Annotated in this window: 13 protein-coding genes; 5 read left to right on the forward strand and 8 right to left on the reverse strand. The window is 72.3% G+C overall.

All coding sequences use genetic code 11. From position 1 onward, the window contains the following. Positions 1-7: 7 nt before the first annotated feature. Positions 8-1021 carry a UDP-glucose 4-epimerase GalE gene (galE, locus tag J3P38_RS06035; protein WP_210502977.1) on the reverse strand — a complete coding sequence of 338 codons (1014 nt, stop codon included), beginning with the start codon at positions 1019-1021 and terminating at the stop codon, positions 8-10. Between the two features lie 42 nt (positions 1022-1063). Here galE and gmd point away from each other — a divergent pair, with 42 nt between their 5' ends. Together gmd and J3P38_RS06045 are read left to right on the forward strand one after the other, a co-directional pair. Continuing rightward, positions 1064-2044, forward strand: coding sequence for a GDP-mannose 4,6-dehydratase (gene gmd / locus J3P38_RS06040; RefSeq protein ID WP_210502978.1), 981 nt, complete (start codon positions 1064-1066; stop codon positions 2042-2044). After that, positions 2041-2985, forward strand: a complete 945-nt coding sequence (locus J3P38_RS06045) for a GDP-mannose 4,6-dehydratase (protein WP_307807744.1) — start codon at positions 2041-2043, stop codon at positions 2983-2985. The genes gmd and J3P38_RS06045 overlap by 4 nt, the downstream gene beginning before the upstream one ends. Positions 2986-2995: 10 nt before the next feature. Here J3P38_RS06045 and J3P38_RS06050 read toward each other — a convergent pair whose 3' ends face one another. The 5 genes from J3P38_RS06050 to rfbA all read right to left on the reverse strand — a co-directional run bounded on the left by J3P38_RS06050 (position 2996) and on the right by rfbA (position 7137). Continuing rightward, complete coding sequence (locus tag J3P38_RS06050; protein ID WP_210438930.1) at positions 2996-3520, reverse strand: hypothetical protein; 525 nt, start codon at positions 3518-3520, stop codon at positions 2996-2998. A 10-nt stretch (positions 3521-3530) separates the two neighbouring features. Continuing rightward, positions 3531-5306, reverse strand: a complete 1776-nt coding sequence (locus J3P38_RS06055) for an alpha/beta hydrolase (RefSeq protein ID WP_210438931.1) — start codon at positions 5304-5306, stop codon at positions 3531-3533. Then, the gene (locus tag J3P38_RS06060) at positions 5303-5614 is read right to left on the reverse strand and encodes a hypothetical protein (RefSeq protein ID WP_210502979.1); all 312 of its coding nucleotides are present in this window, start codon (positions 5612-5614) and stop codon (positions 5303-5305) included. Before J3P38_RS06060 ends, J3P38_RS06055 begins: the two co-directional genes overlap by 4 nt. Next, positions 5614-6189: a hypothetical protein gene (locus tag J3P38_RS06065; RefSeq protein WP_210502980.1), complete on the reverse strand. Its 576-nt coding sequence runs from the start codon at positions 6187-6189 to the stop codon at positions 5614-5616. The genes J3P38_RS06060 and J3P38_RS06065 overlap by 1 nt, the downstream gene beginning before the upstream one ends. 81 nt (positions 6190-6270) lie before the next feature. Beyond that, positions 6271-7137: a glucose-1-phosphate thymidylyltransferase RfbA gene (gene rfbA / locus J3P38_RS06070; RefSeq protein WP_210502981.1), complete on the reverse strand. Its 867-nt coding sequence runs from the start codon at positions 7135-7137 to the stop codon at positions 6271-6273. A 61-nt stretch (positions 7138-7198) separates the two neighbouring features. Between rfbA and J3P38_RS06075 the strand changes: the two genes are divergently transcribed. Genes J3P38_RS06075 through J3P38_RS06085 form a run of 3 tightly spaced genes read left to right on the forward strand, consistent with a single transcriptional unit; the run spans position 7199 to position 11518 of the window. Continuing rightward, the gene (locus J3P38_RS06075; protein WP_210502982.1) at positions 7199-9100 is read left to right on the forward strand and encodes a DUF4012 domain-containing protein; all 1902 of its coding nucleotides are present in this window, start codon (positions 7199-7201) and stop codon (positions 9098-9100) included. 10 nt (positions 9101-9110) lie between these two features. Further along, positions 9111-10109: a dTDP-glucose 4,6-dehydratase gene (gene rfbB / locus J3P38_RS06080; protein WP_210438936.1), complete on the forward strand. Its 999-nt coding sequence runs from the start codon at positions 9111-9113 to the stop codon at positions 10107-10109. Then, positions 10106-11518 (forward strand): sugar nucleotide-binding protein, encoded by a 1413-nt coding sequence (locus J3P38_RS06085; RefSeq protein WP_210502983.1) that lies wholly within the window; start codon positions 10106-10108, stop codon positions 11516-11518. Before rfbB ends, J3P38_RS06085 begins: the two co-directional genes overlap by 4 nt. On the opposite strand, the gene J3P38_RS06090 is transcribed toward J3P38_RS06085, so the two are convergent. After that, the gene (locus J3P38_RS06090) at positions 11515-11805 is read right to left on the reverse strand and encodes a DUF2516 family protein (RefSeq protein WP_210502984.1); all 291 of its coding nucleotides are present in this window, start codon (positions 11803-11805) and stop codon (positions 11515-11517) included. The genes J3P38_RS06085 and J3P38_RS06090 overlap by 4 nt on opposite strands. 100 nt (positions 11806-11905) lie before the next feature. Next, positions 11906-12574, reverse strand: a complete 669-nt coding sequence (locus J3P38_RS06095; RefSeq protein ID WP_210438939.1) for a hypothetical protein — start codon at positions 12572-12574, stop codon at positions 11906-11908. Positions 12575-12587 lie beyond the last annotated feature (13 nt).

Here is a 12587-nt window from a genome sequence, read left to right on the forward strand (position 1 = left end):
CGCGGCCTCAGCCGGCGTACCCCTGGGGGTTCTGCGACTGCCACCGCCACGCGTCGGCCGCCATCTCGTCGACGGTCTTCTTCGTGCTCCAGCCGAGCTCGCGGTTGGCCTTGCTCGGGTCGGCGTAGGACACCGCGACGTCACCGGGCCGGCGCGCGACGACCTCGTAGGGGAGCTCGCGGCCGACCGCCCGCTCGAACGCGTGCAGCAGCTCGAGCACGCTGGTGCCGTGCCCGGAGCCGAGGTTCCACACGTTGACGCCCTCGGCGGTGGTGGCGAGCGCCTCGAGTGCGGCGATGTGCCCGGCGGCGAGGTCCTCGACGTGGATGTAGTCGCGCACGCCGGTGCCGTCGGGGGTGTCGTAGTCGTCACCGAAGACCGACAGCTTGTCGCGCTTGCCCACCGCCACCTGGGCGAGGAAGGGCATGAGGTTGTTGGGTGTGCCGGACGGGTCCTCGCCGATCGTGCCGGACTCGTGCGCCCCGACGGGGTTGAAGTAGCGCAGCAGCGCGAAGCGCATCCGCGGCTCGGCCGCGGCCACGTCGCGGAGGATCTGCTCCTGCATGACCTTGGTCCAGCCGTAGGGGTTGGTGGCGAACGTGCGCCGGTCCTCGGTGGCTCCCGCCTGGTCGGTGCCGTAGACCGTGGCACTGGAGGAGAAGACGAGCTTGTCGACGTCGTGCTTCTGCATCGCGCGGACCAGCGAGAACGTGGAGACGAGGTTGTTCTCGTAGTAGTCGAGCGGCTTGGCGACGCTCTCCCCCACCGCCTTGTAGCCCGCGAAGTGGATGACGGCGTCGAAGTCCTCGGCGGCGAAGAGGTGCTCGGTCTTGTCGTAGTCGCACAGGTCGAAGGAATGCGTGGGCAGGCTGGTGCCGGTCAGCGACTCCATCCGCGCCAGCACCGTCGGGTGCGCGTTGCTGAAGTTGTCGACGATGACCACGTCGTGTCCGGCGGCGACGAGCTGGATGACGGTGTGCGAGCCGATGTAGCCGGCACCCCCGCTGACGAGGATCTTCATGAGGCCCACCCTAACGAGCAGCGCCCTGACAGACTGTCGGCCATGCCCTCCGCACTCATCACGGGGATCACCGGCCAGGACGGCCTCTACCTCGCCGAGCTGCTGCTCGCCAAGGGGTACGACGTCCACGGGCTGATCCGCGGCCAGAACAACCCGCGCCGCGAGCTGGTCTCCAAGGTCGTCCCCGACGTGCAGCTGCACAACGGCGACCTGACCGACCTCTCCAGCCTCATGCGCGCCATGCGTGACTCCGAGCCCGACGAGGTCTACAACCTCGGCGCCATCTCGTTCGTGGCCTACTCGTGGGAGAACGCGTTCGTCACCAGCGACGTCACCGGCATGGGCGTGCTCAACATGCTCGAGGCCGTGCGCCTCCACGCCGGCGACGACCCGGCCGCGATCCGCTTCTACCAGGCGTCGAGCTCGGAGATGTTCGGCAAGGTGCAGGAGGTCCCGCAGTCGGAGACCACGCTGCTCTGGCCGCGCTCGCCCTACGGCGTGAGCAAGGTCTACGGCCACTACATGACGATCAACTACCGCGAGTCCTACGGCATGCACGCCTCGTCGGGCATCCTGTTCAACCACGAGTCGCCGCGCCGCGGACCCGAGTTCGTCACCCGCAAGATCAGCCAGGCGGTCGCCAGGATCCACCTCGGCCGGCAGGACTCCGTGGCGCTGGGCAACCTCGACGCGCAGCGCGACTGGGGCTACGCCGGCGACTACGTCGAGGCGATGTGGCGGATGCTCCAACAGGACGAGGGCGACGACTACGTCATCGCGACGGGGGAGACCCACTCGATCCGCGACTTCCTCGACCTCGCGTTCGCCCACGTCGGCATCGACGACTGGAGCAAGCACGTCACGCAGGACCCGCGGTTCATGCGGCCCGCCGAGGTCGAGCTGCTGATCGGCGACGCGTCCAAGGCGAGGGACAAGCTCGGCTGGACGCCGACGGTCTCCTTCGCCGAGCTCGTGGCGATGATGGTGGACAGCGACATCGCGGCGGTCAAGGCGGGCTGGTGACCGCTCGCGCGTTCATCACGGGCATCGGTGGGCAGGACGGCACGTACCTCGCCGAGCGCCTGGTCGGTGAGGGCATGGAGGTGCACGCGCTCGTGCTCTCGTCCGACGGGCACCCGGCGCACTGCCCCGACGAGGTCGTGCTCCACGACGGCGACCTCGGGGACGTGGCGGCCACCCGCAGGCTGGTGCTCGACATCGCGCCGCAGGAGGTCTACAACCTCGCCGCCATCAGCTCGGTCGCCCAGTCGTGGGCCGAGCCGGACCGCACCGCCCACGTCAACGGGCAGGCCGCGGTCGCGCTCATGGAGACCGCACGGCAGGCCGGCGGCGTACGCCTCGTGCAGGCCTCCAGCGCGGAGATCTTCGGCGAGGCCGCCGAGTCGCCGCAGGACGAGCAGACGCCGATCGCGCCGGTGAACCCGTACGGCGCGGCGAAGGCCTTCGCCCACCTCGCCGCCCGGGTCTTCCGGCAGCGCGACGTGCACGTGTCGAGCGTGGTCCTCTACAACCACGAGTCGCCGCGCCGCCACCCCCGCTTCGTGACGCGGAAGATCACCTCGACGGTCGCGGCCATCGCTCGCGGCCGCGCCGACGAGCTGGTGCTCGGCAACCTCGACGCCCGCCGCGACTGGGGCTGGGCGCCGGACTACGTCGACGCGATGGTCCGCGCCGCCCGCGCCGAGGCCCCGTCGGACTACGTCGTCGCCACCGGGACGGCCCACTCGGTGCGTGACTTCGTCGCCGCGGCGTTCGCCGCCGCCGGCATCGACGAGTGGGAGCACCTGGTGCGCCAGGACGAGGCGTTCCTCCGGCCGGCCGACCCGACCGAGCTGGTCGGCGACGCCGGACGGGCTCGCGAGGAGCTCGGGTGGGCCCCTACCGTCCACTTCACCGAGATCGTCCGGCGGATGGTCGCCGCGGACCAGGCCGCGGTTGGCTGACCACCCGCCGTCAGTCGAGCGGGATCTCCTCGGAGTTGTCGCGGTCGACGGGCTCGGTGTCCTTCGGTACCTCGACCTCGCCCTCCTGGTCCAGGCTCAGCACCAGCTCGCGCTCGCCGACCTTGGTCCAGCCGATGGTGGTGCGGAAGTCGTCGCGCTCGAGCTGCACCCACGGCTCGGTGGAGTCGAGACCCTCGGCCTTCCGCGTCCAGCCGGCCCCCTCGAGCGCGGTCGCGGCGCGGTCGACCTGCTCGCCCTCCGCGCCGTCGCCGAGCACGACCGCGGTGGCGCGGTAGTCCTCCGCGCGGTAGGTCGACATGCCCTCGCTCTCGACGCGGCCCGTCGCGCGCTCGACGGCGAGGCCCTCCCCGGTCAGCGCCGCCGCCATGTCGCGGAGCTCCGTGTTGACCGCGGACTTCATCGACGCGAGGTCGTCGGCCGCCTGCTCGGGGTCGGGGTCGCCGCACGAGCCGAGGCCCATCGCGAGGGCGAGGGCGAGGAGCAGTCGGAGCGGCAGCAGTCCTGTGCGCATCATGGCCTCATCATCACCGGCGGGCGGTCGTGTCGGAGCGGCCGGGCTGGTCCGCCGTCGGGTCGCGGTCCCACTCCGGGTCGACCGCCGGCCCGTACCACGGGTCGTAGCTCTGCGGGGCCTCGTTGATGTCGCCTCCGTGCCCGTCGACGATGCGCCCGATGTTGTAGAGCGACTCGGTGTCGTTGTCGAGGTAGGAGCTGTGCGCGTCACCGGTGTTGCGGTGCCAGGACCGGTCGACGTCCTCGGCCTCGAAGCGGTGGGCGTCGAAGTCCTCCGAGGAGGGATCCGTGCCCAGGCCGATGCCGAGCTTGCCGATCCAGCCCTCGTCGCCCAGGACCGCGACGAAGTCGCGGCTGTCGCGGCCGACGTAGACGTGGTCGGCTCCCGGCCCGAGGTCGTCGGCGTGGCCGGCCGGACCGGCGCCGGGGCTGCCGATGAGCACCACCTCGTCGACGTCGGAGGCGTCGCCGTGCGTGGCGTACGCCGTGGTGGTCGAGCCGTAGCTGTGGCCGATCGCGGTGAGGTGTGCGGGGTCGTCGGGCCGCGAGGCACGCAGGCCGTCGATCGCGTCGGCGAGGTTGCGTCCGCCCTCCTCGGCCCGCCCCTCGCTCAGCGTCGCCAGGTCCGTGGGGCCGTGCGGGGCGTCGTAGCCGAGCCAGAACATCGTCGCCACGCTCGAGCCGTCGCCGTTGTAGCGCGTCGACTCGTAGAGGTTCATCATCCGGTCGGTGTAGTAGGTGGTGTCGGTCATGTCGGTGTTGATGCCCGGGGTCATGACGGCCACGTCGCTCGCGTGGTCCAGGTCGCCGACCGCCACGGCCACCCGGCCGTCCCCGTCGTAGGCCGCCGGGTCGTAGAGCCAAAGCGTGCCGCCGGGACGGAGCGACGGGTCGAGGGGGTCGGTGTAGGCGTCGGCGTTGACCAGCGCGTCGCGGGCCTGCCCGGCGTTGGCGAGGATGCGGCGCTCCAGCTCGGAGAGGGTGCCGTCGTCGTCCTTGGCGCCCAGCCGGGCGAGGTCGTCGTCGAGCATCACGCGGTTGGCCTGGTCGCGCGCGTCCGCCGGCAGTCCGTCGCCCTGCCCGATCCGCTCGGGGTAGGCAGCGATCACCGCCTCGCGCTCTGCCTCGCTGAGGCCTTCCCACCAGCGCCGGACCTGCTCGGGGCTCGCGCCGCTGCCCGGCGCGCCCGGGCGGTTCATGGCGGACTCCGCGATCGGGGGTACGCCGCCGTCCTCCGACAGCGACTCCGACAGCGTGTCGGCCGCCTCGAAGACCTGCCGCAGGAGCGTCTCGTTCTCACGCACGCGGCGCCGCAGGTCGTCGTCGGCCCTCACCAGATCGCTGTAGCCGGCGCGCAGGTCGACCGACCGCTCCCGGAAGGCGGCGATCTCGTTGTCGGTGGCGTCGGTCGCGGCGTTGATGTCGGCGATGAGCTGGGCTCGCCGGTCGTCGAGGCCGCGCTTGCGCTCGACGAGGTCGTCGTGGTCGGAGACCAGGTCGCGCAGGGTGTCGGCGAAGGCCGTCACCCCGCGGGCGACGCGACGCACCGTGGTCGCCATCGCGGCGTGCTCACCGGAGGCCTTCGCGGAGGCCTCCTTGTAGCCCTGGTAGGCGACACCGGCCCAGCTGCCGAGCTCCTGCAGCTCGCGGGAGCGGTCGGCGAACTCCTCGTAGCGCCCGGCCGCGGTGTAGAGCGTGGTGGCGAGGGCGTCGGCGCCGCCGGCGTCACCCTCGGGCCGCTCGAGCCGGGCGGGGACGGACGCGGGGATCTCGATCGTGACGGTCATCGCCGCGGCCCCAGCCGTCCGTCGAGGTCGCTGAACTGCCGGTCGACGGCGTCGTCGGACGTCGAGTAGTCGTCGGCGGTCGCGTGGAGGGCGCCGACGAACCGCTGCGCGATGGCGGTGCTCTCGTCGGCGTACCCGGCCCAGCGCGACAGGAACGCCGTGGCGGCGCCCTGCACGCTCGGCGGCAGCGCCGACGCCGAGGCGTTGCGGAAGTCGCGTGCGGTGGCGTCCATGAGGGACTCCTGGTCCTCCCACCCGTCGGTGCCGGTCCGCAGGCTCGCGAGCTGCCAGATGAGGTGGCTGCCCATCAGGCACCGCCGTCCAGCGCCTCGCGGACGGCCCGGGGACCGACGACGACCAGGGCCGAGCGGACGCGGACCACGACGCGGGAGCCGCTCGGCACGAGCACCTGGACGTCCTCGCGGCCGAGCCGGGCGGGCCGCCCGGCCAGGACCCGCGGGATCCCGTCGGCCGGTGCCAGGACGTGCCAGCCGTCCTCCTCGACCAACAGGTCCCGTGCCCGCCGCAGGGCGCCGGAGGCGACGACCGGGTCGAGCTCGTCGAAGGTCGCGGTGCCCTGCCACCGCAGCGTGCCGGGCGCACTGCCCGCGAACCAGACGTCGTCGAGGTGGGTCGGCTCCGCGTCGACGCCGAGCGCCGCCCAGAGCGCCGCCATCCGGCCGCGCAGCTGCTCGCGGGCGGTCGCCGGGTCCGTCGTCGGCTCGTCGCCGGCGACCTCGGGCGCGGCGGCCGCCTCAGGAGGGAGTACCACGACGTCGACGTCGGGATGCCGGCGCACGACGGTGGACCAGAACGGGTCCTCGGCGACCTGCCGGGCGGCTGCCGCGCCCGTGACGAGGTCGAGGGTTGACGGGTCCGGCACGGCGCCCTCCTGCGGGTCAGGTCGGGACCGGGGTGGTCCCTGTCCCTGACCCTCCCCCGCCGGTGGCGGGTCGAAACGCGGTCAGCCGTGCTTGAGGAGAGCGGCGAGGTACTCGCCGTAGCCGCTCTTGCGCAGCGGCTCGGCGCGCTCGAGCAGCTCGTCGTCGGTGAGGAACCCCATGCGCCAGGCGACCTCCTCCGGCGCGCCGACCTTGAAGCCCTGTCGGCCCTCGATCGTGCGCACGAAGTTGGAGGCGTCGTTGAGCGAGTCGAACGTGCCGGTGTCGAGCCACGCCGTGCCGCGGGGCAGGACCTCGACCTGCAGGCGTCCCTCCTCAAGGTAGCGGCGGTTGAGGTCGGTGATCTCCAGCTCGCCGCGCGCGGACGGGCGGAGGTCGGCGGCGTACTGCACGACGTCGTTGTCGTAGAAGTAGAGCCCCGGGACCGCGAAGTCGCTCTTGGGGTGCTCCGGCTTCTCCTCCAGCGAGAGCGCCCGGCCCTCGGCGTCGAACTCGACCACGCCGTAGGCCCGGGGGTCGGCGACGTGGTAGCCGAAGACCGCGGCGCCGTCGAGGTCCTTGAAGCGCAGGAGCGTCGTGCCGAGGCCCGAGCCGTAGAAGATGTTGTCACCGAGGACCAGGGCGGACGTGTCCCCGCCGATGTGGTCGGCCCCGATGATGAAGGCCTGGGCGAGCCCGTCGGGGCTGGGCTGCACGGCGAAGGTCAGGTTGATGCCGAACTGCGAGCCGTCGCCGAGCAGCCGGTGGAAGCCGTCGGCCTCGTGGGGCGTGGTGATGATGAGGATGTCGCGGATGCCGGCGAGCATCAGCGTGGACAGCGGGTAGTAGATCATCGGCTTGTCGTAGACCGGCACGAGCTGCTTGCTGATCCCCTGGGTGATCGGGTGCAGTCGGGAGCCGGTGCCACCGGCCAGGATGATTCCGCGCATGGGAGCACCCTAGGGCCACGGTCCGCCCGACGACGCGCAGACGGTTTGGCACCATGTGCGCATGCCGTCCTCCCGTCCCACGTCGAAGCGGCGGCTGGTCCGACCCTCGACGGTCGTCGGCGGCCTCCTGCTGCTGCTGGTCGGCCTGGCCCTGCTCGCCGTCCCGTTCCTCAAGGCGCCCGGTCACGCGCAGGGCGCGAGGACCGACCTCGAGGCGGCGCGCAGCTCGCTGGCGGCGGGCGACGTCGCCTCGGCCGAGGCGAGCGTGCAGAGCGCGCGGCGCCACGCCGACGAGGTGCAGGGCGCGATGCAGGGCATCGGCGGCGACATCTGGAGCCTGGTGCCGGTGCTCGGCGAGCCGGTCGCGGACGTGCGCCACCTCGGCAACGCCCTCGACCACCTGACCTCGGCGGCCGAGGTGGCCGTCGGGACGTGGCCGGCCGTCAACGGCAGGCGGGCCACCCTGTTCGGCAACGGCTCGGTCGACATCCCGACGCTCGACCGGCTCGTGCGGGCAGTCGATGCGGTCAGCACCCACCTCGACACCGCCCAGCTCGAGCTCAGCGAGGTCGGCGACTCCTCCGTCGGTGTCGGCACGCGCCTCGCCGACGCCCGCGACGAGGCGACCCGCGTCGTCAACCCGCTGGCCGCCGCGGCACGCCGTGCCCGTCCGCTCACCGACGTCCTGCCCGAGCTCTTCGGCGCCCAGGGCGAGCGGACCTACCTGCTGGCCCTGCTCAACCCGAGCGAGCAGCGCTTCTCCGGCGGCGCTCCGCTCACGGTGGTGCCGATGGACGTCTCTGACGGCAGGCTGGCGATGGGCGTGGCACGCGACACCTCCGACCCCGACCTCTTCCGCGTCGGCCGCTGGGACAAGGTCGAGGGCAACCCGTTCCACGACGGCAAGCTGCGCCTGTCGACCTCGACGTACGCGCCCGACTGGTCGGTCTCGGGCGAGGAGCTGCTGCGGGGATGGGAGCGGCGCACCGACTCCGAGGTCGACGGCCTCGTGGCGGTCGACGTCGTCGCACTGGCCGACATGCTGCGGATCACCGGGCCTGTCGAGGCCCCCGGCTACGGGACGCTCGACGCCGTTACGTTCACCGAGAAGCTCGTCGGTGACTACGACACCTTCCCCGACAACGAGGCCCGCAAGGAGCTCAACCGCGCGATCGTCCCCCTGTTCGCCGAACGGCTGCTCCAGCCCGGCGACGGCGTGGCGAAGATCGAGTCGCTCCGGGCGTCGGCCCGGGGCCGCCACTTCGCGCTGTGGATGCGTCACCCCGACCTCCAGGCGGCGGTCGCCGACGTCGGCCTCTCCGGGGAGCTCTCCGACACCCCTCACGACTACGTCGCCGTCTTCAACCAGAACACCAACCGGAGCAAGGCGGACTACTGGCAGCAGCGCGACGTGACCAGCGACGTCCGGCTCGCCGAGGACGGGTCGGCCCGCGTGCGGCTGACCGTCTCGGTCCACAACGACTCCCCGCCCTACGTCCAGCCGTTCCCGGACCCCCGCGCCGGGACCTACGTCACCAAGTGGAACGGCATGACGATCGGCGTGTTCCTCCCCGAGGGGGCCGAGGTCACCCGTGCCGTCGCCGGCGGCACGCCCCAGGGCACCCGCGTGTTCGACTACTACGGCCGCCCCTACAAGCTGCTGCGGCTCACGCTGCCGCCCGGCGCGACCCGGGAGGCGGTGCTGGAGTACGACGTGCCGGCGGCCGCGGTCGCACCCGGCGACGGCACCGTGACCTACCGGCTCGACGCGACTCCCCAGGGGCTGGTTCGTCCGCAGGCGCTGTCGGTGACGGTGCACTGGCCCGAGGGCTACGACGTCGACGAGCTGCCGGAGGGCTGGACGCGCACGGGCCGCGGGGTCGCGTCGTACTCCGACCCCGGCCTGGTGACCCAGCCGGGGTTCAGCGTCACCGGGTCGGTCGCTGCGGCCGCTGCGCCCTAGACTCCCCCGCATGGAACGCCTTCTCGTGACCGGAGGCGCGGGGTTCATCGGGTCGAACTTCGTGCACCACGTCGTGAACCACACAGATCTGCACGTCACGGTGCTCGACAAGCTGACCTACGCGGCCTCGCGCGAGTCGATCGCCGGGCTCCCCGAGGGCCGGGTCGAGCTCGTGGTCGGCGACATCGCCGACGACGACGCCGTGGACCCGCTCGTCGCGGCGCACGACGCCGTGGTTCACTTCGCGGCGGAGTCGCACAACGACAACTCGCTGCACGACCCGAGCCCCTTCATCCGCACGAACATCCTGGGCAGCTACACGATCCTCGAGGCGGTCCGCCGGCACGACAAGCGGCTGCACCACGTGTCGACCGACGAGGTCTACGGCGACCTCGAGCTCGACGACCCGAAGCGCTTCACCGAGGACACGCCCTACAACCCGTCCTCGCCCTACTCGGCGTCGAAGGCCGGCTCCGACCACCTGGTCCGCGCCTGGGTGCGCAGCTTCGGCGTCCGGGCGACGGTCTCGAACTGCTCGAACAACTACGGTCCGTGGCAGCACATCGAGAAGTTCATCCCGCGGCAGATCACCAACGTCATCGACGGCATCCGTCCCAAGCTCTACGGCTCCGGTGAGAACGTCCGCGACTGGATCCACGCCGACGACCACTCCTCGGCCGTCCTGGCGATCCTCGAGCGGGGCCGCATCGGCGAGACGTACCTCATCGGCGCCGACGGCGAGAAGAACAACCTCGAGGTGGTGCGCCTGATCCTCAGGCTGATGGGCCGGTCGGAGGACGACTTCGACCACGTCACCGACCGCGCCGGTCACGACCTGCGCTACGCCATCGAGTCCGGCAAGCTGCGCCAGGAGCTGGGCTGGCAGCCGAGGTTCCAGGACTTCGAGTCGGGCCTCGCCGACACGATCCGCTGGTACCAGGAGCACGAGGACTGGTGGCGCCCCCACAAGGACGCGACCGAGGCCAAGTACGCGGAGAAGGGCCAGTGAGCCTGCCGTCCCTCGAGACCACGCCGATCCCGGGCCTCGTCGTCGTACGCCTCGACCGGCGCGACGACGACCGGGGGTTCTTCAAGGAGAACTGGCAGCGCGAGAAGATGCTCGCGATCGGGCTACCGGACTTCGGTCCGGTGCAGAACAACGTCTCGTTCAACACCGACCGGGGCGTCACCCGGGGCATCCACACCGAGCCGTGGGACAAGTTCGTCTCCCTCGCGACCGGCCGCGTCTTCGCCGCCTGGGTCGACATGCGGGAGGGGGACACGTTCGGGACGACCTTCACCCTCGAGATGGACACCTCGGTCGCGGTCTTCGTGCCGCGCGGCGTCGGCAACAGCTACCAGACGCTGGAGGACGCGACGGCCTACACCTACCTCGTCAACGAGCACTGGCGCCCGGGCATCGCCTACCCGGCCCTCGCGCTCGACGACCCGACGGTCGCGATCGACTGGCCGATCCCGCTGTCGGAGGCCATCGTCAGCGAGAAGGACCGCGGCAACCCCGCACTCGACCCCGCCACCGCCATCGCCCCTAAGCGGACCCTCGTCCTCGGCGCCGGGGGCCAGCTCGGCCGCGCCCTCGCCGCGGCGTTCCCCGGAGCCGACACCCGCACCCGCGCGGAGCTCGACGTGAGCGACGCCGAGGCGGTGGCCGCGTTCCCCTGGCACGAGTACGCCGTCGTGCTCAACGCTGCGGCGTACACCGCCGTCGACGCCGCGGAGACGCCGGAGGGCCGCCGGGCGGCCTGGGCCGCCAACGCCTCGGCGCCGGCGACGCTCGCCGGGCTGTCCCGCCAGCACGCCTTCACGCTCGTGCACTACTCCACGGAGTACGTCTTCGACGGCACGGCGCCGCTCGCACCGGGGCACTCCGAGGACGAGCCGCTGTCCCCGCTCGGGGTCTACGCCCAGTCGAAGGCCGCCGGCGACCTGGCGGTGGGCCTCGCGCCGCGCCACTACGTGCTGCGCACCTCGTGGGTGATCGGCGAGGGCAGGAACTTCGTGCGCACCATGCAGGCGCTCGCGGAGAAGGGCGTCTCGCCCAGCGTGGTCGAGGACCAGGTCGGGCGGCTGACGTTCACCGAGGAGCTGGTCCGCGCCACGCGGCACCTGCTGGAGACCGGCGCCGCGTTCGGCACCTACCACGTCTCCAACGGCGGCCCCGCGATGTCGTGGCGCGAGGTCGCCCAGGCCGTCTTCGCCCGGTCCGGCCGGCGGGCCGAGGACGTCTCCGGCACCACCACGACGGCGTACGCCGAGGGGGTGTTCGCGCAGGGCAACCCGTTCGCGCCGCGCCCGCTCAACTCGGCGATGTCGCTGGACAAGCTCCGCGCCACCGGCTTCGAGCCGGAGGACGCGATGGCCGCCCTCGACCGCTACCTGGGCCGGCCCGGCATTTAGCGGGGCGAGGTCACCTCGCGGAGGGCGGGGCGGACGTCGGCGAGGTAGACGAGCGCCGCGATGGTGAACACCAGGCTGATGATGTTCAGCGGCGACCCCAGCAGGATCAGCTGCGCGGCGAAGCCGAGCCCGGTGATCGCGCACCACGCCTGCTTGGTCAGCTTGCCGGCCGCGTCGTAGGCCTCGGCCGACCACATCAACGAGCTAACGAACGCGAAGCCCTTGATCGCGAGCAGCACCACGAGCACGACGAGGAAGAACGTGCCCTGGACCTCGTAGATGTTCACCGCACCAGAGTAGGGGAACGCAGGAAGGCCCCCGTCCGCGCGGACGGGGGCCTCCTGCTCCGGAACGACTGCGGGCTGCGCTCGCGACGGCCGGCTCGCGTCAGTCGCCGACCTTCTGGGCGGCGTCGGTGACGGCCTGCGCGGCGCTGGCAGCGGTCTTCCTCGCCGCGGCGGCGGTGTCCTTCGCGCTGCCCCCGGCGGCGCTCGTCTTGCGGGCGGCCGTCCTGCGTGCGGTGGTCGCTGCGGCCTTCTTGGCCGCGGCCTTCCGCGTGGCCTTCTTCGCGGTCGGCTTCGGGGCCGGCGCGACCTTGGTGGCAGCGGTCCTGTCAGCGGCGTCGGCATTCGCCTCGGCGGCCTCCCTGGCCTGCGCGGCGGTGGCCTTGGCTCCGGCGACGGTGGACCGCGCCGAGGAGACGGTGGCGGTGGTCGACTCCTGGCGGCGGATGCGACCCACCAGCGACTCGCCCCGCTTGACCAGGTCGGCGTAGGCGGCGTTGGCGGCCGCGACGTTCTCCCCGAGCAGGCTGGAGACCTGGGTGGTGATCTTGGCCGGGTACGTCCTGGCGCCGGCCCGGAGCTCGGCGACCCGGGCCTCGACGGCGGCGCGCTGCACCCGGGCGTCCAGCCTCTGCACGGCGGCGACCCGCTTCTGCACGTCGCCGACGGCCTCACGGACGGCCTCGACGGCGAGGTCGGTCGCCCCGACCCCGGCCAGGACGGGCTTGAGGGCCTCGGTGACGTCGAGCTTGATGTCGAACCTGCTGGGCATGTGGTGCTCCTTC

Origin of the sequence: Nocardioides xinjiangensis (genome assembly GCF_017916455.1) — a bacterium.
GTDB lineage: Bacteria > Actinomycetota > Actinomycetes > Propionibacteriales > Nocardioidaceae > Nocardioides > Nocardioides xinjiangensis.

Bases quoted from the DNA above. Each gene is read 5' to 3' on its own strand.
- rfbA (WP_210502981.1), bottom strand. From the start codon at position 7,137: ATGCGCGGAATCATCCTGGCCGGTGGCACCGGCTCCCGACTGCACCCG.
- J3P38_RS06075 (WP_210502982.1), top strand. From the start codon at position 7,199: ATGCCGTCCTCCCGTCCCACGTCGAAGCGGCGGCTGGTCCGACCCTCG.
- J3P38_RS06060 (WP_210502979.1), bottom strand. From the start codon at position 5,614: ATGGGCAGCCACCTCATCTGGCAGCTCGCGAGCCTGCGGACCGGCACC.
- J3P38_RS06095 (WP_210438939.1), bottom strand. From the start codon at position 12,574: ATGCCCAGCAGGTTCGACATCAAGCTCGACGTCACCGAGGCCCTCAAG.
- J3P38_RS06050 (WP_210438930.1), bottom strand. From the start codon at position 3,520: ATGATGCGCACAGGACTGCTGCCGCTCCGACTGCTCCTCGCCCTCGCC.
- gmd (WP_210502978.1), top strand. From the start codon at position 1,064: ATGCCCTCCGCACTCATCACGGGGATCACCGGCCAGGACGGCCTCTAC.
- galE (WP_210502977.1), bottom strand. From the start codon at position 1,021: ATGAAGATCCTCGTCAGCGGGGGTGCCGGCTACATCGGCTCGCACACC.
- J3P38_RS06055 (WP_210438931.1), bottom strand. From the start codon at position 5,306: ATGACCGTCACGATCGAGATCCCCGCGTCCGTCCCCGCCCGGCTCGAG.
- rfbB (WP_210438936.1), top strand. From the start codon at position 9,111: ATGGAACGCCTTCTCGTGACCGGAGGCGCGGGGTTCATCGGGTCGAAC.